Origin of the sequence: Actinophytocola oryzae, from assembly GCF_004364325.1 — a bacterium.
Lineage (GTDB): Bacteria > Actinomycetota > Actinomycetes > Mycobacteriales > Pseudonocardiaceae > Actinophytocola > Actinophytocola oryzae.
Window position 1 is genome coordinate 155625 of the sequence record NZ_SOCP01000020.1, and the last position, 17274, is coordinate 172898.

At 69.8% G+C, this 17274-nt stretch carries 18 protein-coding genes; 13 read left to right on the forward strand and 5 right to left on the reverse strand.

Features of this window, described 5'->3' with window-relative positions:
* The first annotated feature begins 81 nt into the window (after positions 1-81).
* From CLV71_RS38310 to CLV71_RS38320, 3 genes are all read left to right on the forward strand, one after another.
* Positions 82-921 carry a sugar phosphate isomerase/epimerase family protein gene (locus tag CLV71_RS38310; RefSeq protein ID WP_133907880.1) on the forward strand — a complete coding sequence of 280 codons (840 nt, stop codon included), beginning with the start codon at positions 82-84 and terminating at the stop codon, positions 919-921.
* Between the two features lie 133 nt (positions 922-1054).
* The gene (gene xylB / locus CLV71_RS38315) at positions 1055-2452 is read left to right on the forward strand and encodes a xylulokinase (protein WP_133907806.1); all 1398 of its coding nucleotides are present in this window, start codon (positions 1055-1057) and stop codon (positions 2450-2452) included.
* Between the two features lie 81 nt (positions 2453-2533).
* Positions 2534-2884 (forward strand): hypothetical protein, encoded by a 351-nt coding sequence (locus CLV71_RS38320; protein ID WP_133907807.1) that lies wholly within the window; start codon positions 2534-2536, stop codon positions 2882-2884.
* Positions 2885-2887: 3 nt separating this feature from the next.
* On the opposite strand, the gene CLV71_RS38325 is transcribed toward CLV71_RS38320, so the two are convergent.
* Positions 2888-3772 (reverse strand): DUF7121 family protein, encoded by an 885-nt coding sequence (locus CLV71_RS38325; RefSeq protein WP_133907808.1) that lies wholly within the window; start codon positions 3770-3772, stop codon positions 2888-2890.
* Positions 3773-3876: 104 nt separating this feature from the next.
* On the opposite strand from CLV71_RS38325, the gene CLV71_RS38330 reads away from it, so the two are divergent.
* From CLV71_RS38330 to CLV71_RS38340, 3 genes are all read left to right on the forward strand, one after another.
* Positions 3877-5049 (forward strand): saccharopine dehydrogenase family protein, encoded by a 1173-nt coding sequence (locus CLV71_RS38330; protein WP_133907809.1) that lies wholly within the window; start codon positions 3877-3879, stop codon positions 5047-5049.
* A 249-nt stretch (positions 5050-5298) separates the two neighbouring features.
* On the forward strand, positions 5299-5673 hold the full coding sequence (locus CLV71_RS38335) for a hypothetical protein (protein WP_133907810.1): 375 nt from the start codon (positions 5299-5301) through the stop codon (positions 5671-5673).
* A gap of 106 nt (positions 5674-5779) precedes the next feature.
* A complete protein-coding gene (locus CLV71_RS38340; protein ID WP_133907811.1) occupies positions 5780-6307 on the forward strand; it encodes a hypothetical protein in 528 nt (175 codons plus the stop codon).
* Positions 6308-6754: 447 nt separating this feature from the next.
* Here the strand turns inward: CLV71_RS38340 and CLV71_RS38345 are convergent, their stop codons facing one another.
* Positions 6755-6988 carry a hypothetical protein gene (locus CLV71_RS38345; protein WP_133907812.1) on the reverse strand — a complete coding sequence of 78 codons (234 nt, stop codon included), beginning with the start codon at positions 6986-6988 and terminating at the stop codon, positions 6755-6757.
* A 315-nt stretch (positions 6989-7303) separates the two neighbouring features.
* Between CLV71_RS38345 and CLV71_RS38350 the strand changes: the two genes are divergently transcribed.
* The 7 genes from CLV71_RS38350 to CLV71_RS38380 all read left to right on the forward strand — a co-directional run bounded on the left by CLV71_RS38350 (position 7304) and on the right by CLV71_RS38380 (position 14482).
* Positions 7304-7492 (forward strand): hypothetical protein, encoded by a 189-nt coding sequence (locus tag CLV71_RS38350; protein ID WP_133907813.1) that lies wholly within the window; start codon positions 7304-7306, stop codon positions 7490-7492.
* A gap of 176 nt (positions 7493-7668) precedes the next feature.
* The gene (locus CLV71_RS38355; protein WP_133907814.1) at positions 7669-8823 is read left to right on the forward strand and encodes a BMP family lipoprotein; all 1155 of its coding nucleotides are present in this window, start codon (positions 7669-7671) and stop codon (positions 8821-8823) included.
* A 73-nt stretch (positions 8824-8896) separates the two neighbouring features.
* Positions 8897-10462 carry an ABC transporter ATP-binding protein gene (locus tag CLV71_RS38360; protein ID WP_133907815.1) on the forward strand — a complete coding sequence of 522 codons (1566 nt, stop codon included), beginning with the start codon at positions 8897-8899 and terminating at the stop codon, positions 10460-10462.
* Positions 10459-11544 (forward strand): ABC transporter permease, encoded by a 1086-nt coding sequence (locus CLV71_RS38365; RefSeq protein WP_133907816.1) that lies wholly within the window; start codon positions 10459-10461, stop codon positions 11542-11544. The genes CLV71_RS38360 and CLV71_RS38365 overlap by 4 nt, the downstream gene beginning before the upstream one ends.
* Positions 11541-12815, forward strand: a complete 1275-nt coding sequence (locus CLV71_RS38370) for an ABC transporter permease (RefSeq protein WP_133907817.1) — start codon at positions 11541-11543, stop codon at positions 12813-12815. Before CLV71_RS38365 ends, CLV71_RS38370 begins: the two co-directional genes overlap by 4 nt.
* 7 nt (positions 12816-12822) lie before the next feature.
* Positions 12823-13209 (forward strand): cytidine deaminase, encoded by a 387-nt coding sequence (locus CLV71_RS38375; protein ID WP_133907818.1) that lies wholly within the window; start codon positions 12823-12825, stop codon positions 13207-13209.
* Positions 13181-14482: a thymidine phosphorylase gene (locus tag CLV71_RS38380; RefSeq protein WP_133907819.1), complete on the forward strand. Its 1302-nt coding sequence runs from the start codon at positions 13181-13183 to the stop codon at positions 14480-14482. The genes CLV71_RS38375 and CLV71_RS38380 overlap by 29 nt, the downstream gene beginning before the upstream one ends.
* Here CLV71_RS38380 and CLV71_RS38385 read toward each other — a convergent pair.
* From CLV71_RS38385 to CLV71_RS38395, 3 genes are all read right to left on the reverse strand, one after another.
* On the reverse strand, positions 14479-15750 hold the full coding sequence (locus CLV71_RS38385; RefSeq protein ID WP_133907820.1) for an amidohydrolase: 1272 nt from the start codon (positions 15748-15750) through the stop codon (positions 14479-14481). The genes CLV71_RS38380 and CLV71_RS38385 overlap by 4 nt on opposite strands.
* 164 nt (positions 15751-15914) lie before the next feature.
* A complete protein-coding gene (locus CLV71_RS38390; RefSeq protein WP_133907821.1) occupies positions 15915-16229 on the reverse strand; it encodes a hypothetical protein in 315 nt (104 codons plus the stop codon).
* A 27-nt stretch (positions 16230-16256) separates the two neighbouring features.
* A complete protein-coding gene (locus CLV71_RS38395; protein WP_133907822.1) occupies positions 16257-17198 on the reverse strand; it encodes a DUF6183 family protein in 942 nt (313 codons plus the stop codon).
* Between the last annotated feature and the right edge of the window lie 76 nt (positions 17199-17274).

Below are 17274 nucleotides of genomic sequence, written 5' to 3' on the forward strand. Positions count from 1 at the left end.
GTTTCCTGAACCCTGCTCCGCCAAATGTTCCACTCTCAAAACCCATCGGAGGGATTTGTCGTGGCCATTTCGAGAAGGTCGATGCTTCGTGGTGCCGCTGGAGCGGCTCTCGCTGTCGGGGCGGCTGGGGCGTTGCCCGCCGTCGCTGGTGCGGAGGGGGTCGCGCGGGGTGGTGGGCACGGGCACCTTCGGGTGCGCAAGGACAAGATCAGCATTCAGTTGTACACGCTGCGGTCCGTGCTGGAGGTCGACCTCGAGGGCACGCTCGACGCGCTGGCCGACATCGGGTACCGGAACGTCGAGCTTGCCGGGACCTACGGGCGCACGGCCTCCGAGTTCCGGAAGCTGCTCGACCGCCGTCACATCCGCGCCACCTCCACGCACGTCGGCATCGACGGGGACATCGACCAGGCCATCGCCGACGCGAAGGTTCTCGGGAACCGTCGCAGCAACGTGCCGTATGCGAACTTCGGCACCATTGCCGAGTGGTCAGCTTTCGCCGACCGGCTCGAGGCGGCTGGGAAGGCCTACCGGCGCGCGGGGATCGGGTTCGGGTACCACAACCACAACCACGAGTTCCAGGCCATCGACGGGACTCGGCCCTATGACGTGCTGACTCGGCGCACCACGCGCCGGAACGTGAGCTTCGAGATGGACCTGTTCTGGGTGGTCGCGGGCAACGCCGACCCCGTGCGGGAGTTCTACCGGATCGCCGGGCGGGTGCGGCAGTACCACGTCAAGGACCGCACGCCGGATGGCGGCTTCGCGGACCTCGGCGAGGGCGTCATCGACTTTCCCCGGATCTTCCGCGCGAACTGGCCGCTGGAGGTCGAGGAGTACATCGTCGAGAACGACGAGCCGGTCGATGCCGTGAAGTGCGCCGAGACCGGTTACAACTACCTCGCCGACGTGCGGTTCTGACTCGTCCGGTGCGGCCGGCTACTGCCGGCCGCACGCCGGGCCGTTCTGTGTGACTTCTGTCGGCTATTTCGTGTGCGGTCTGCTCGTTCTGAGTGGTGTTCCCGCCCTAGACTCGATCTCGGAGGTGTTGACCATGCCGCTGGTGGCCGGGGTCGACTCGTCGACCCAGTCCTGCAAGGTGGTTGTGCGTGACGCCGAGTCCGGCGCCCTGGTGCGCAGCGGGTCGGCGCCGCACCCGGACGGGACCGAGGTGGACCCGGCGGCGTGGTGGACCGCGCTGCGGGCGGCCGTCGACCAGGCGGGCGGCATCGACGACGTCGCCGCCGTGTCGGTCGCGGGCCAGCAGCACGGCATGGTGTGCCTCACCGAGGCAGGCGACGTCGTGCGGCCCGCGTTGCTGTGGAACGACACGCGTTCCGCCCAGGCCGCGGCCGACCTCGTCGACGAGCTGGGCGGGCCCGCGTCCTGGGCCGACGCGGTCGGCGTGGTGCCGCTCGCGTCCATGACCGTCGCCAAGCTGCGGTGGCTGCGTGACCACGAACCGGAGTCGGTCGCCAGGACCGCCGCCGTGTGCCTGCCCCACGACTACCTGACGTGGCGCCTGTCCGGCGGCGGCCTCGACCGCCTGACCACAGACCGTGGCGACGCCTCGGGCACGGCTTACTTCTCCGCCGCGACCGGCACCTACCGCACCGACCTGCTCTCGCTGGCGCTCGGCACCACCCCGGCGCTGCCCCGCGTGCTCGGGCCGTCGGACGACTCCGGCCGCACCCCGGCAGGCGCTCTCATCGGCGCGGGCACCGGCGACAACATGGCAGCCGCACTGGGGGTCGGCGCCGAACCCGGCGACGTCGTCGTGTCGATCGGCACGTCCGGCACCGCCTTCGCCGTCGCCGACAAGCCCAGCACCGACGCCTCCGGTCTCGTCGCCGGATTCGCCGACGCGACCGGCCGGTTCCTGCCGCTCGTGTGCACCCTCAACGCGGCCCGCGTGCTCGACGCGGTCGCGCGCATGCTCGGGGTGGACCACGAACAGTTCGCGGAGCTGGCCCTGGCCGCGCCACCCGGTGCCGACGGCCTCACGCTCGTCCCGTACCTGGAGGGCGAGCGCACCCCGAACCTGCCGACCGCGACCGGCGCACTGCACGGCCTCCGCCTGGCCAACGCGACCCCGGCCCATCAGGCCCGCGCGGCTGTCGAGGGCATGCTGTGCGGCCTCGCCGACGCACTGGATGCCCTTGTAGCACAAGGTGTTCGCACTGATCGGGTCCTGCTCGTCGGTGGCGGCGCCCGGTCCGCGGCCGTCCGGCGCATCGCCCCGACCGTGCTCGGCGTCCCGGTACTGGTGCCCGAGCCCGGCGAGTACGTCGCCGACGGCGCAGCCCGTCAGGCCGCATGGACCCTCGCTGGTGGCGACGCACCCCCGACCTGGCGCCTCGGCGCGATGCAACGCGTGTCCGGCGATCCGACGCCCGGCCTGCGTGAGCGCTACGCGCAGGCCCGCGACAAGATCCTCGACCGCCCGGCATGAGCCGGAGGCCCCGCTACTGCTAGAACTGGTCGCACCAACGGGCTGACCCGCGGCCTGGCCGACCCAAGGGAGATCGTTCTCGTGGAGTTCGTGCGCCTCCTTCTGGTGTTCCTGCACCTGCTCGGTATGGCATTGCTGGTGGGCATGTTCCTGGTCCAGCGTCGCCTGCCCGCGAACGCGCCGCTCAACATGGGATGGGTGCACGTCGCCGCGCTCCAGCTGATCACCGGTCTCGCCCTGCAGCTCCTGGCCCCGGCCACGGACCAGGACTACAACGCGGCGAAGCTCGGCATCAAGACGGTCGTGCTGCTGGTGATCGGCGCACTCGCGCTGGTTTACGTGATTCGTCGGGTGCCTGCCCCGAAGTGGTTGCCTCCTACGTTGGTGGGGTTGGTCGTCGTGAACGTGGGCATCGCGGTCTTCTGGACCTGAGGCCTACCGCGCATCGGACTTCGCGTGACCGGAGATGATCAGTGATTCGAGGCGGTTGAACCTGCCGTCGAGCTGGTCGAACCTGCCCTCGAACTTGGTTTCGACCGCGTCGAACTTGGTTTCGAGGGTGCCGGTCCGCGTGCAAAGGTGGCCCACCTCGACCCGGGCGCTGGCCACTTCGGTGCGGACGCCGACTACCTCGGTGTTGAGGTCGCCTACTTCGGTGTGGACGTTGGTCAGTTCGGTGCGGACGCCGGTTACTTCGGTGTTGAGGGTGCTTACTTGGGTGTGGATGTCGGTGACGTCCGTGCGAAGGTCCGCTACTTCGGTGTTGAGGTCGCCAATCTGGGTGTGGACGCTGGCCAGTTCGGTGCGGACGCCGACTACCTCGGTGTTGAGGTCGCCTACTTCGGTGTGGACGTTGGTCAGTTCGGTGCGGACGCCGGTTACTTCGGTGTTGAGGGTGCTTACTTGGGTGTGGATGTCGGTGACGTCCGTGCGAAGGTCCGCTACTTCGGTGTTGAGGTCGCCAATCTGGGTGTGGACGCTGGCCAGTTCGGTGCGGAGGTCGGTTACTTCGGTGTTGAGGTCGCCTACTTCGGTGTGGACGTTGGTCAGTTCGGTGCGGACGCCGGTTACTTCGGTGTTGAGGGTGCTTACTTGGGTGTGGATGTCGGTGACGTCCGTACGAAGGTCCGCTACTTCGATGTTGAGGTCACCCACTTGGGTGCGGACGCCGGCTACCTCGGTCGTGAGACGGGCGACCTTTTTGTTGTTTTTCTTGACTTCCTTGTTCGTGTCTTCGAGGAGGTCGTACAGCGCCTCGATGTCCTTGCGGTTCTGGGAGGTTCTGCGGGTCAGGCTGGCGGCTGGTTCCTGGGAGGCCACGGTTGGATCCTAACTTCGGTTCCAGGTTTGGAAGGCGGTTCGGGTTGGGGGTCGGTAGGGTCGTTACTCGTTGGTAGGTCGGGGTTGTGGAAGGGTGTTTGCCCATGTCAGAGACGCGGGAGTTCGACGTGGTGCTCTTCGGGGCCACCGGGTTCACCGGCGGGCTCACCGCCGAGTACCTGGCCGCGCATGCGCCCAATGGCTGCCGGTGGGCGATTGCCGGTCGGTCGCGGGAGAAGCTCGTGGCAGTGCGGGAGCGGCTTGCCGAAATCAACCCTTCGTGTGCTGATCTCGAGTTGCTCGTCGCTGACGTGACCGACCGCGACTCACTGCGGGCAGTCGTCGAGCGGGCGCGGGTGGTCGTTACCACTGTCGGGCCCTATCTCCGTTACGGAGAGCCGCTTGTGGGTGCTTGTGCCGAGGCAGGCGTCGACTACCTCGACCTCACCGGTGAGCCCGAGTTCGTCGATCGGATGTACCTCGCTTACCACGAGCTCGCGCTCGCCAAGGGCGCGCGGATCGTGCACGCCGCAGGGTTCGACTCCATTCCTCACGATCTTGGGGTTCTGTTCACCGTCGGGCAGCTGCCCGACGGTGTACCGCTGACGGTTTCGGGTTATCTGTCCCTTTCCGGGACGTTCTCGGCCGGGACCTACCACTCCGCCATCACCGCGTTCTCCCGGTTACGGGAGATGGCCGCCGTCGCCAAGCAGCGGCGGCGGGCCGAGCCCAGGCTCGAAGGGCGCGTGGTGACGGGCGTCAGAGGGCGGCCTCGGTACGAGAAGGATGCCGGTGCGTGGGTGCTGCCCGCGCCCACGATCGACCCACTCGTGGTGTTGCGGTCAGCGCGCGCACTCGACCGGTACGGGCCCGGCTTCTCCTACGGGCACTACCTCGCGCTCAGGAGGCTGCCCACCGCGGCGGGAGTCGTCGGTGCACTCGGGGCGGCCGTCGCGCTCGCGCAGGTGCCCCTCACCCGGCAGTGGCTGCTCGGGCGAATGTCCCCTGGGGACGGTCCGTCTCTCGAGCGGCGGGAGAAGGCGTGGTTCCGGGTGCGGTTCGTCGGTGAGGGTGGCGGTCGGCGTGTCGTCACCGAGGTGTCCGGTGGGGATCCCGGGTATGGCGAGACGGCGAAGATGCTCGGGGAGTCGGCGCTGTGTCTGGCCTTCGACGACGTGCCGGAGACAGCTGGGCAGGTGACGACCGCCGTTGCCATGGGGGATGCCTTGATCCGGCGGTTGGCGCGGGAAGGGATGACCTTCCGGGTGGTGGAGTAGTTCATGGGTCGATCGTGCCTGGCGGGCGGGGCTTGCGGCGGTCGGCGAGTGTGAACTGTGGACAACCCGGGTGGCTGTGGACAACTTTCCGGGATTGTCGGTCGTGTGTGGTAGGGGCGTGAGAGGCTGCCCGGCGCGCGTGTACCGAGCGCGCTCGTCCTCGCAGGCGGGCTCCTGTTCGGGGCGGTCACGCCGAGTGCGGCGCAGGGCCAACCATCCCAACTGGACGTCACGCGTGCGCTCGATGCCTTGGCGCACCAGCAGGTCTATCGTGCGCCGGGTGCTGTCGCATGGATCGACGAGCAACGGGTGCTGCCCACGCTCGACGCCGACACCCGGCTGCTCATCGCGCCGTACTCCGGGCCGTTCGGGGCCGGGGGCGACTACGCCGACGCTCACGACGCGCGGGTCGGCAAGCCGCTCGACGACTGGGCCACCTCGCACGAGCGCCAGCTGATCCTTGTCGAGGGGCTGCAGGTCACCGTGTACGGGGCGCGTGGTGCCGGCGTCGGACCGACCACCATTCCCGAGCTGCGGCAGGTGACCGCCCTATCTCGACGTGTCGTCGTCGGTGATCTTCGCGGCCAGGTGCTCCGCCGGGATCGATCGGGACGACGTGGGTGACTTCGACTATCCGGTTGCGACACCTGTGTCTCCTTCGCCGGCTCAGGTCGACGACGTCGCGGGGGAGCCGGCGAGGTTGTCATGGTGGCCAGGGGGCGGTGGCTCGATGTCGCGGCCGGTGCGCAGGCCCAAGGCCGACTCGGCGAGGGACTACGCCTACGGGCGGTACGAGTGGGCCAGCTTCACGCAGGGCAGTCCGATGCAGGACTGTATCGGCACGGTGTTGGAGCGGCTCCAGTTCCTGTTGGGGAATACCGCTTATGGACGGCCGCAGCCGCGGGCCCGGCCGTTCGACGTGCGGCGGACCATCAGTGGGTTCATGCCGTGGGTCTTGGTCGGGGCCGCGCTGGTGTTGGGGTTCGCCGGGATTTACACGTGGCGGCGGGGACTGGTGGTGCGGGCCGACGCGGAGCGGCGGGCCATGCGGCGGGAGCGGGCCGGTGCGATGGCCAGGATCGGGGAGCTGGGGGCTCGGCTGCTCGCGGTCGAGGAGCGTGGGGACAAGGTCGACCCAGCGGCAGCGGAACGGCACGCCACCGCCCGCACGCTCTATGACCAGGCCCTGACCGCGAAGGCGATGGCGGAGGTGGGCGCCATCGCCGACGAGGGACTCGAACTGGTGACGACGGCATGACCGGGCTGAGGGCGGGGTGCGGACCGACCGTTGGCTGGGGCTTGCGGTGGTGGCGGAGCCGGTTGCAGGCCCACTGTTGGTTCGTGGCTGCGCTGACGAGGGGTTCAGGGTGGCGGGGCTGGGGCGCAGTGGCTGGCGGCTGTGATGCCGATGAAGTTGAGATGGTGGTGGCGGGCATGGCTGGGATGAGGGAGTGGTTCGGCTGGTGGCCGCCGTTGCCGATGAGGATTCGGGACGGTTGGTCCGGCCTAGGTTGGGTCGTAGCGGTTGGCGGCTGTGACGCCGAGCAGACGATGACGGACATGACTGGATCGACGGAATGGTTCGGCTGCTGGTGGCGCCGTCGTCGGTGAGGGTGAGGGCATGACCGGCCTGGGAGAACGGTTGCGACCTCTTCCCCCAGGTCGAGGAGTTCGTCTTCGCCTTCGACGAGCAGGCTGCACAGGACTACCCGAACGGGGTACCTCGGCGCGCCCCCGTCATCCCGCCGCCACCCACGCCGGACGCCGTCCAGACCTGGCAGATCGTGCTCTTGATCGTCGGGATCCTGCTCGGCACCATCGCGTTGTTCGTCGCGTTTCGGCTGGTCGGGCAGGTCGTCGTTCGGCGGAGCGGGCGCGTCGCCGACGCCAGGAACCGCGGGGCGGCGATCAGCGCACGGCTCAACCGGCTCGCCGACACCGTGCTTCACCCGACTGCACCCACGAACGCCGCGGACGCTCGGCGGCAGGCTGATCTCGCCAGGCGGTACGTCCTCGTGCTCGGTGAGTTCGAGCGGGCTACCACCCGCGCCAGGCTCACCGAGGTCGACCTGCGGATCAGTGAGCTGGAGGAGGACGTGACCTGGGTCTGGGTCGGTGTCGCGGTGGTACTCGTCGCCGCCGGGGCGCTCGTGCCGGTGCTCGGCGGGCGACGAGGCCGTTGCCGCCCGCTCCCGCTACAACCAGTTGGGGCTGTACGTCGAGGACATGGAGCAGCTCGACGACACGGACGGCCATGGCCAGGCTCCGCACGGCTCGGGAGCGGTACAACACGGCGGGCGCCACCCTGGCCTCGGCGACCACAGAGGACGACTTCACCCTCGCCATGCGGGTCGCCGAGGAGGGGCTCCGGGCCGTGGCGGACGCATATGCCCTCATTGGCAGACCAGGGCCGAAGGTCGCGAAACAAAAGCGTCACAAATGACCGCAACGCACGTGTGTGATCACGTTCAGTGCTATTGGTCACCCGCTCAAGGAACGATTGGGTCACGCGGCTCAACGCGGCGGTAGCACAACCGCGACCGCAGAGTACGGTCTCGCCATCAGTTGGGCGTCCGGCGCGTGGTCGGTCGTCAGGATGAAACGCGGAGGGAGAAAGCCTTGCGCTTCAAGCGGGGAGTCGCGGTCGCCGCGATCGCGCTGACCAGCGTGCTGTCCGTGGTCGGTTGTGCGAAGGACTCGGGGTCCTCGGACAACCCGTCGGGTGGCGACAGCAACGCGGCGGGCTGCAAGACCGTGGACAAGCCGGCGGCAGCGTCGGGTGAGACGACTTCGTCGACGAGTGGTGCGACCGTCGACGGCAGCGCGCTCAAGATCGGGATCGCCTTCGACATCGGCGGCCGTGGTGACGCGTCCTTCAACGACTCGGCGGCGGCCGGCCTGGACAAGGCCATCTCCGACATCGGGGTCAAGAAGGAGAACACCAAGGAGCTCGCCGCGACCGACCAGGAGAGCGAGGACTCCAAGCTCACCCGTCTGCGCCAGCTCGCCACCGAGGGTCGCAACCCGATCGTCAGCGTGGGCTTCGCGTACACCGACGCCACGGTCAAGATCGCGGGAGAGTTCCCGAACACCCAGTTCGCGGTGGTCGACGGCTTCGCCGAGAACGCGCCGAAGAACATCACCTGGCTGGGCTTCGCCGAGCAGGAGGGCTCCTTCCTCGTCGGCGTCATCGCCGCGCTGAAGAGCAAGAGCTGCACGATCGGCTTCGTCGGCGGCGTGAACGTGCCGCTGATCCAGAAGTTCCAGGCCGGCTTCGAGCAGGGCGTGAAGACCGTCGCGCCGGACGCCAAGATCGTCTCGAAGTACATCACCGAGGCGGGCGACCTCACCGGCTTCGCCGACCCGCCGAAGGGCCAGGTCGCCGCGAAGGGCCTGATCGACCAGGGCGCGGACGTCGTGTACCACGCCGCGGGTGCCTCCGGTAAGGGTGTGTTCGCCGCCGCCAAGGACGCGAACGTCATGGCCATCGGCGTCGACTCCGACCAGTACAACCAGAAGACGGTCGCCGACTACAAGGACGTGATCATCACGTCCATGCTCAAGCGCGTCGACGTCGCGGTCTTCGACTACATCTCCGCGGTCGCGACGAACAACCTCGCGGGTCTGCCGCCGGTCTTCGACCTCAAGGTGGACGGTGTCGGCTACTCGACTTCCGGCGGGAAGATCGACGACGAGACCAAGGGCTGGGTCGAGGCGTACAAGCAGCAGATCGTCGAGGGCAAGATCAAGGTCGAGACCACGCCGAGCAGCTGAGCTGACGACTGACACCCGTGGGTGTGTGGCCCGCCGCCACGCACCCACGGGTTCTTTCCTGTGAGGAAGGCCCATGACCGAGGTCGAGACGGAGGCCGCCGCGTCACCCGCGGTCGCTCTCAACGGCATCACCAAACGGTTCCCCGGTGTCGTCGCCAACAGCGACGTGCACCTGACCGTTCACGCCGGCGAGGTACACGCGCTGTGCGGTGAGAACGGCGCAGGCAAGTCCACCCTGATGAAGATCCTCTACGGGATGCAGCCCCCCGACGAGGGCACCATCGAGGTGAACGGCCGCCAGGTCGCCTTCAGATCCCCCTCGGAGGCCATCAGGGCCGGCATCGGGATGGTCCACCAGCACTTCATGCTGGCCGACAACCTGACCGTGCTGGAGAACGTGGTCCTGGGTGCCGAGGGCCTCTACGGCATCGGCAAGGGCGCGCGTCGGCGGATCCAGGAGCTGGCCGGGTCGGTCGGCCTCGACCTCGACCCCGACATGCTGGTCGAACGCCTCGGCGTCGCCGACCGGCAGCGGGTCGAGATCCTCAAGGTCCTCTTCCGCGGCGCGAAGATCATCATCCTGGACGAGCCGACCGCCGTGCTCGTCCCCCAGGAGGTCGAGGACCTGTTCACCACGCTGCGCACCATGCGCGCGGACGGGTACACGTTCCTCTTCATCTCCCACAAGCTCGACGAGGTCCGCGCTATCGCGGACTCGATCACCGTGATCCGCCGGGGCACGACCGTCGGCACGGTCGACCCGAAGACGGTCACCTCCCGCCAGCTCGCCGAGATGATGGTCGGCTCCGAGCTGCCCAGCCCCGAGACCCGCGAGTCGACGGTCACCGACGAGGTCGTCCTCCAGGTCGAGGGCCTCGTCCTCGAGACCGGCGACGGCAGGCGCCTGCTCGACGGGCTGGACCTGGTCGTCCGCTCCGGCGAGGTGCTCGGCATCGCGGGCGTCGAGGGCAACGGCCAGACCGAGCTGGTCGAGACGATCATGGGTATCCGGAAGGCGGCCTCGGGCCGGGTGTCGCTGAACGGCAGGAACCTGACCAGGGCGGGCACGCTCGCCCGCCGCGAGGCCGGCATCGGCTACATCCCCGAGGACCGCACCCGCCACGGCCTGCTGCTCACCGAGCCGCTGTGGAAGAACCGGATCCTCGGCTACCAGACCAGACCGCCGACCGCGCGGGGTGCGTTCCTCGACGTGGCCGGCGCACGCAAGGACACGACGCGGATCGTCGAGCAGTTCGACGTCCGCACGCCCGGCATCGAGGTCGCGGCCGCGTCGCTGTCCGGCGGCAACCAGCAGAAACTGGTCGTCGGCCGGGAGCTGTCCGGCGATCCGAAGCTGCTGATCGCCTCGCACCCGACCCGCGGCGTCGACGTCGGCGCCCAGGCCGCCATCTGGGACCACATCCGCAACGCACGCGCCGCGGGGCTCGCCGTGCTGCTCGTGTCCGCGGACCTCGACGAGCTGATCGGCCTGTCCGACTCGATCAAGGTCATGCTGCGCGGGAAGTTCGTCGCGGACGCCGACCCGGCCACGGTCACACCCGAGGACCTGGGCAGTGCGATGACCGGTGCCGGTCATGTGGACGAGTCGGGTCTGCTGGTCACCGGAGGTGAGGAATGAACGCGCGCTTGCGCTCGTCGTTGATGGCGCCCGTACTCGCGGTCGTCTTCGCCGCCGCGCTGTGCGCCATCGTGCTGGTCGTGTCCGGGGCCAACCCCGGCACGGCGCTCGGCGCGATGATCGGGCAGGTCGGCGAGGGCCAGGTCGCGGTCGACATCGTGAACTCGACCGCCATCTACATGCTGGCCGCGCTGGCCGCCGCCATCGGGTTCCACATGAACCTGCTGAACATCGGGATCGAGGGTCAGTACCGGGTCGGCGCGCTCGTCGCGGCCATCGTCGGCGGCGCGATCGTGCTGCCCGGGATCCTGCACTGGCTGGTGATCCTGGTGGTGGCCGCCGTCGCAGGCGCGCTGTGGGCCCTCCTGCCCGCCATCCTCAAGGTCACGCGTGGGGTCCACGAGGTGATCTCCACGATCATGATGAACGCCATCGCGTTCGGCCTCGCCGCGTTCCTCATCCGCCGTGACCAGTTCGGCATCCTCGTCGGCAACAACGTCACCACCGAGCCGATCCCGACCTCGGGCCAGGTGCCCGGCATCGACCTCGGCGGCCGGGGCACGATCTTCGGGCTGGTGTTCCTGGCGGTCGTCGCGGCGGCGGTGTACGGGGTGGTGCTGAACCGGACCCGGTTCGGGTTCGAGCTGAAGGCGTCCGGCCTCTCGCCGACGGCGGCAGCGGCGGGCGGCGTGAACGCCAAGCGCATGATCATGGTGTCGCTGCTGGCGTCCGGCGCGGTCGCCGGGCTGGTCGGCATGCCGGAGATCCTCGGCCGCGACCATGCCTACACGCTGAACTTCGCGTCCGGGTACGGGTTCGCGGGCATCGGCATCGCACTGCTCGGCCGCAACAACCCGCTCGGCATCGCGTTCGGCTCGCTGCTCTGGGCGTTCCTGGAGAAGGCGAAGGGCGCGCTGGACAACGTGGGCGTGCCGAAGGAGATCGCGACGATCATGCAGGGCGCGATCGTGCTGTCGGTGGTCGTCGCGTACGAGATCGTCAAACGGATGGACCTGGCCGCCGAGCAGCGGCGGGTCGGCAGGGCCACAGGTGCCGCGGTCGAGCCGGAGGCTGCCAAATGAGCATGATCGATGTGCAGCCGGCCGCGTCCGGCATGACGATGACACCGCCGCCGCGCAAGCGGAGGATCCCCGGCTGGGCGGTGTTCACGATCGGCACCGTCGCGGTCGTCCTCGTGCTGGCCATGACCTCGTACCTGACCGGGCAACCGGCGCTGACGTCGTCGTCGACGATGCAGAACACGGTCACCCTCGGCCTGCCGATCCTCCTGTGCGGTCTCGGCGGCATCTGGTCCGAACGCTCCGGCATGATCAACATCGGGCTCGAGGGCATGATGATCCTCGGCACCTGGGGCGCGGCCTTCGGCGGCTACCACTGGGGCCCCTGGATGGCCGTGGTGTCCGGCATGATCTGCGGCGCGCTGGGTGGCGCACTGCACGCGCTCGCGACGGTCACCTTCGGCGTCAACCACATCGTGTCCGGTGTGGCGATCAACCTGCTCGGCGCGGGCGTCACGAAGTACCTCTCGACGCTGATCTTCCAACCGATCTCGGACAACCCGCGTGACTCGCCGCCGATCGAGCAGTTCGACACGTTCTCCGCGCCGGGCCTCTCGGACTGGCTCGGCGACCTGGAGAAGGACCAGCGGGTGATCATCTCCGACGTCGCGGGCCTGCTGCGTGGCCTGGTGACGAGGGTGTCGCCGATGCTGATCATCGCGATCCTGCTGGTCGTCGCCACCTACCTGGTGCTGTGGCGCACCAGGTTCGGCCTGCGGCTGCGGTCGTGTGGCGAGAACCCGGTCGCGGCCGAGTCGCTCGGCGTCAACGTGTACTTCCACAAGTACATGGCGGTGATCGCGTCGGGTGCCCTGGCCGGGATCGCGGGCGCGGCGCTGGTGCTGGGCTCCAGCCCGTCGATCTACCAGGAGGGGCAGACCGCGAACCGCGGCTTCATCGGCCTCGCCGCGATGATCTTCGGCAACTGGCGGCCCGGCGGCACGCTGGCGGGTGCCGGACTCTTCGGGTACGCGGACGGGCTGCGGCTCTCGGCGACCCCCGAGGCCGTGCACGCGTTGCTGTACTCGGCGGTTATCGTGGTCGGGCTGCTGGTGATCTGGCAGCTGTACCGCAGGAAGTGGACGTCGGCCATGTTCGCGGCGATCGGTGCGATCGCGGTGTACGCCCTGTACTACTTCACCGACGAGCTGCCACAGGAGTTCCTGCCCTACACGCCCCACATCATCACGCTGGTGGTGCTGGCCCTGGCCGCCCAACGACTACGTCCGCCCGCAGCGGACGGCATGCCATACAGGCGAGGTGAAGGTGACTGACAGCACCATGGGAACTGACTGGGACAAGCTGCGCACCTCGGCGATCGAGGCGGCTCAGCTCGCGTACTGCCCCTACTCGGGTCTGCAGGTCGGTGCGGCCGCGGTGGTCGACGACGGCCGGGTGATCACCGGCTGCAACGTGGAGAACGCCGCGTACGGGGTCGCCCTGTGCGCGGAGTGCACCATGGCAGGCCAGCTGCGCCTGACCGGTGGCGGCAGGCTCGTCGCGGTGGCGTGCCGCAGCGGTACGGGTGCCCTGCTCATGCCGTGCGGCCGGTGTCGGCAGATCCTGTTCGAGCTGGGCGGACCGGACTGCCTGGTGGACACGCCGGACGGCCCTGCGCCGATGTCGGACATCCTGCGGTATGCGTTCGGCCCTGGCGATCTACCGTGATCGTGTGAACCACACCGCTGTTGACGTCATCAGGACCAAGCGCGACGGCGAGGCGCTGTCGGACGACCAGATCGACTGGGTCGTCGCCGCCTACACCAGGGGCGAGGTGGCGGACGAGCAGATGTCCGCCCTGGCCATGGCGGTGTTCCTCAACGGGATGTCGTTCCCGGAGACGTCCCGCTGGACGCAGGCGATGATCGAGTCGGGGGAGCGCCTGTCGTGGCCGGTCCCGACGGTCGACAAGCACTCGACGGGCGGGGTCGGCGACAAGATCACGCTGCCGCTCGCGCCGCTGGTGGCGACGTGCGGGATCGCGGTGCCGCAGCTGTCGGGCCGGGGCCTCGGCCACACGGGCGGCACGCTCGACAAGCTCGAGTCGATCCCGGGCTGGCGGGCGTCGCTGTCCTCGGACGAGATCCGCGAGCAGCTGCTGTCGGTGGGCGCGGTCGTGTGCGCGCCGACCGAGGGGCTGGCCCCCGCCGACCGGAAGCTGTACGCGCTGCGGGACGTGACGGGCACGGTCGAGTGCGTGCCGCTGATCGCGTCGTCGATCATGTCGAAGAAGATCGCCGAGGGTGCCGGCGCGCTGGTGCTGGACGTGAAGGTCGGCTCCGGCGCGTTCATGAAGACCCTCGACGAGGCGCGTGAGCTGGCGTCGGCGCTGGTCGCGATCGGGATGACGCACGGGCAGAAGGTGACGGCCCTGCTCACGGACATGTCCACGCCCCTGGGCCGCGCGGTCGGCAACGCCGTGGAGGTCGCCGAGGCGGTCGAGGTCCTGCGGGGTGGCGGCCCGGCGGATGTCGTCGAGCTGACGGTCGCCTTGGCCGAGGAGATGCTGGGACTGACCGGCGTCGAGGCGAACCCGGCCGAGGTGCTGGCGTCCGGCGAGGCGTACGAGACGTGGGCCAGGATGATCGCGGCCCAGGGCGGCGACCCGGATGCGGAGCTCCCGAAGCCGAAGCACGTGCACGTGGTGGAGGCTCCGCGCGACGGCGTGCTCGGCAGGCTGGACGCGCTGGGCGTCGGCCTGGCCGCCTGGCGGCTGGGTGCCGGCCGGGCCCGCAAGGAGGACCCCGTACAGGCCGCGGCGGGTGTGCTGTGCCACGTGAAACCAGGGGAAGCCGTGGTCAGCGGGGCACCTCTGCTGGAGCTGCACACGGACACACCGGACGCGGTGGAGGGTGCACTGGCCGCACTGGCCGGCGCCTACGAGATCACGGACGAGGCGCCGGCCAGTACTGCGTTGGTTCTGGAGACGATCCGCGGCTAGGCGAGCGCGGCCAGCGCGGTGTGGGTGAGGACCCGCACGCCGGTCAGGAGCGCACGCTCGTCGATGCGGAACGTCGGCTGGTGGATGTCCGGCTGGGCACCCTCGCCGGACCAGACGCCCAGGCGGGCGAACGAGCCGGAGATGTGCTCCAGGTACCAGCCGAAGTCCTCGCCGCCGGAGGACTGCTTCGTGCTCGTCACCGCGTTCTCGCCGAGTGCGGCCTCGACGCCGGCACGCAGCACGGCCTCGGACTCCACGTCGTTCACCACGGGAGGCACGCCACGCCGGTGCTCCAGCTCGAAGCCGACGCCGGTCGGTGCCAGCAGCGACTCCACGAGCCCGGCCACCAGCGGCTCCAGGTCGGCCCACACCTCGTGGTCGCCGGTCCGGAGCGTGCCGCGCAGCACGCCGTCCTGCGGCACCGCGTTCGGCGCCTCGCCCGCGTGCACCGCGCCCCACACCAGCACCGTCCCCGAGCGGGGGTCGACGCGGCGGGACAGCAGCGCGGGCAGGCCGGTGATGACCGTGCCGAGCGCGTGCACGAGGTCCGCGGTCAGGTGCGGCCGGGACGTGTGACCGCCCGGCGAGGTCAGCCGCAGCTCGAGCAGGTCGGTCGCCGACGTGATGGCGCCGACGCGGGTGCCGACGTTGCCGACCTGCAGGCGCGGGTCGCAGTGCAGGCCGAAGATCGAGCTGACCCCGTCGAGGCCACCGGCGGCGATGACGTCCAGCGCGCCGCCGGGCATGACCTCCTCGGCGGGCTGGAACACCAGCCGCACGCGGCCGGGCAGCTCCGGCGCGGACGCCAGCGCGAGTGCCGCGCCGAGCAGCATGGACGTGTGCGCGTCGTGCCCGCACGCGTGTGCGACGCCCGGCACGGTCGACGAGTACGGCAGGCCGGTCAGCTCGGTCACCGGTAGCGCGTCCATATCCGCGCGGAGGGCGACGCATCTGTCGCCGATGCCGATGTCGCAGGTCAGGCCCACCCCGGTGTCGAAGACCTTCGGCCGAAGACCCGCCGACGAGAGCAGGCCCGCCACCATCTCGGTGGTGTTGTACTCGGCCCTCGACAGCTCCGGGTGCCGGTGGATGTGCCGGTACCAGGCGATGACGTCAGCCGACCCCCTGGTGAGCCACGAGTCGAGCCACTCCGGCCCTCGGCCCGCTCCGATGTCCTCCACACTGGGCATACTGACGCCCTCGTCGGAGATCAGCACGCCGGCCCTGCCATCCCTGGGGGTGTCGGACCGCGAGTCCAGCATGGTCACGCGTTCCTCCCAAGGTCCCCTGTGTTCGCCATGATTCGCCAATCCTGCACCATCGGTGCTTGAGGACCGCCCGAGGTCTGCTGGTGAACCGGCTGCCGGTCCGGCCAGAGCGCCGAGCGGTGCCGGTGTTTCAGTCTCGCTAAACGATCACTGTCGGCCAGCGGTCAGCCGGCCTTCGCCTTCTTCCGCTTGATGCTGCGGCCCCAGATCACGATGCCTACCAGCACGATGGAAGTGACCCCCATGACGATCTTGCGCTTGTTCTCGGACCTGTCCGCCTCGGTCTCGGCGGGGTCGAGGTCGACGGTCGGCGCGGTCGTCGCGGTGGGTTGTCCGGGGGGCGGGGTCGCGGGCGGTTGCCCTGCGACGAGGCCGTACTCGCTGCTCGATGGGTGTGACTCGGCGAACGCGTGAACCGGAAGCAGCGCCACGATGAGGCTCGTGAGGGTCACGACGAGCAGTCGAAAGGCGCTACGCATGGTGTCCAGGGTAGCGAAGTACGGCCGTCAGTCAGTATCCGTCGCCGCCAGGACGGCCATAGTGTGCCCACCTGGCCTAAGGCAGACCACGCCGAGGTCCCACGCGACCCGGCGGAACCAGTCGTTCGCGGCGTCGAAGGTCCACCACGCCGCGCCGACGTGCGAGCCGCCCGCCAGCGCGTCCACGGAGCGCCACGCGGCGGCCCGCCCGTACGCGCCGTCGAGGCCCCGGTCGTACGCGCCGCCGTTCGCCGCGGCCCCGAACAGGACGGCCACCACGTCGTCGAGGCCCGCCCTGCGCAGTGCGAGGCCGTCACCCGCGAGGCAGTCGAGACCGAGGGACTCCATGGTCCGCACGCCGACCTCGTCCGGGGACAGCGGCGCTCCGAGCCGGCACACGGCTGCCTCCGCGCGGCCGTTGGACTGGGTGAGCCAGGTGGTGACGGCCGAGGTCAGGTCGGCCGGGGCGGCCTCCCTCGACGACTCGGGGACCGTTCCCGCGTGCGTCAGCGGGTCGCCCTTGCGTGGGCCGTGCGGCAGGCCGGCCGACTCCGTGCCGTGCCCGAAGTCGGCCAGGGGGAGCCGGGTCTCACCGGGCAGCGGGTGCAGCGGGAGGCCGGCAAGGGCGTGCCCGGTCAGCCGCGCCGCCCAGGCGTCGGCCATCCGGGTCACCGGTTTGCGCCGCACGATCATCTCGTGCAGCAGGCAGGCGCCCAGCTCCGTCGGGAGGTCACCGGCCAGCAGCGAGACGAGCACCTGCTCGGACTGCGCCGCCGCGAGCCACGCCGCCGTCCTGCGTACCGAGGCGGCGGGCAGGTCGGCCGCGATCCGCGCCGCCGCCTCGGCCCGGTCCTGGGACGGCCGCAGCGCCAGGAGGCGCAGGACGTGGTCACGCACACTGCGGTGGGCCCAGCTCTGCCCGTCCGGCAGCGTGGCGATCGCGTGGCCGAGCCTCTCCAGGTCGGACACGGACCAGCCGTCCAGCTCGGCGCGGTAGGGCCGGGTGTCCGAGCAGTCGTGCAGCTCGGCCAGTATCTCCTCGGTC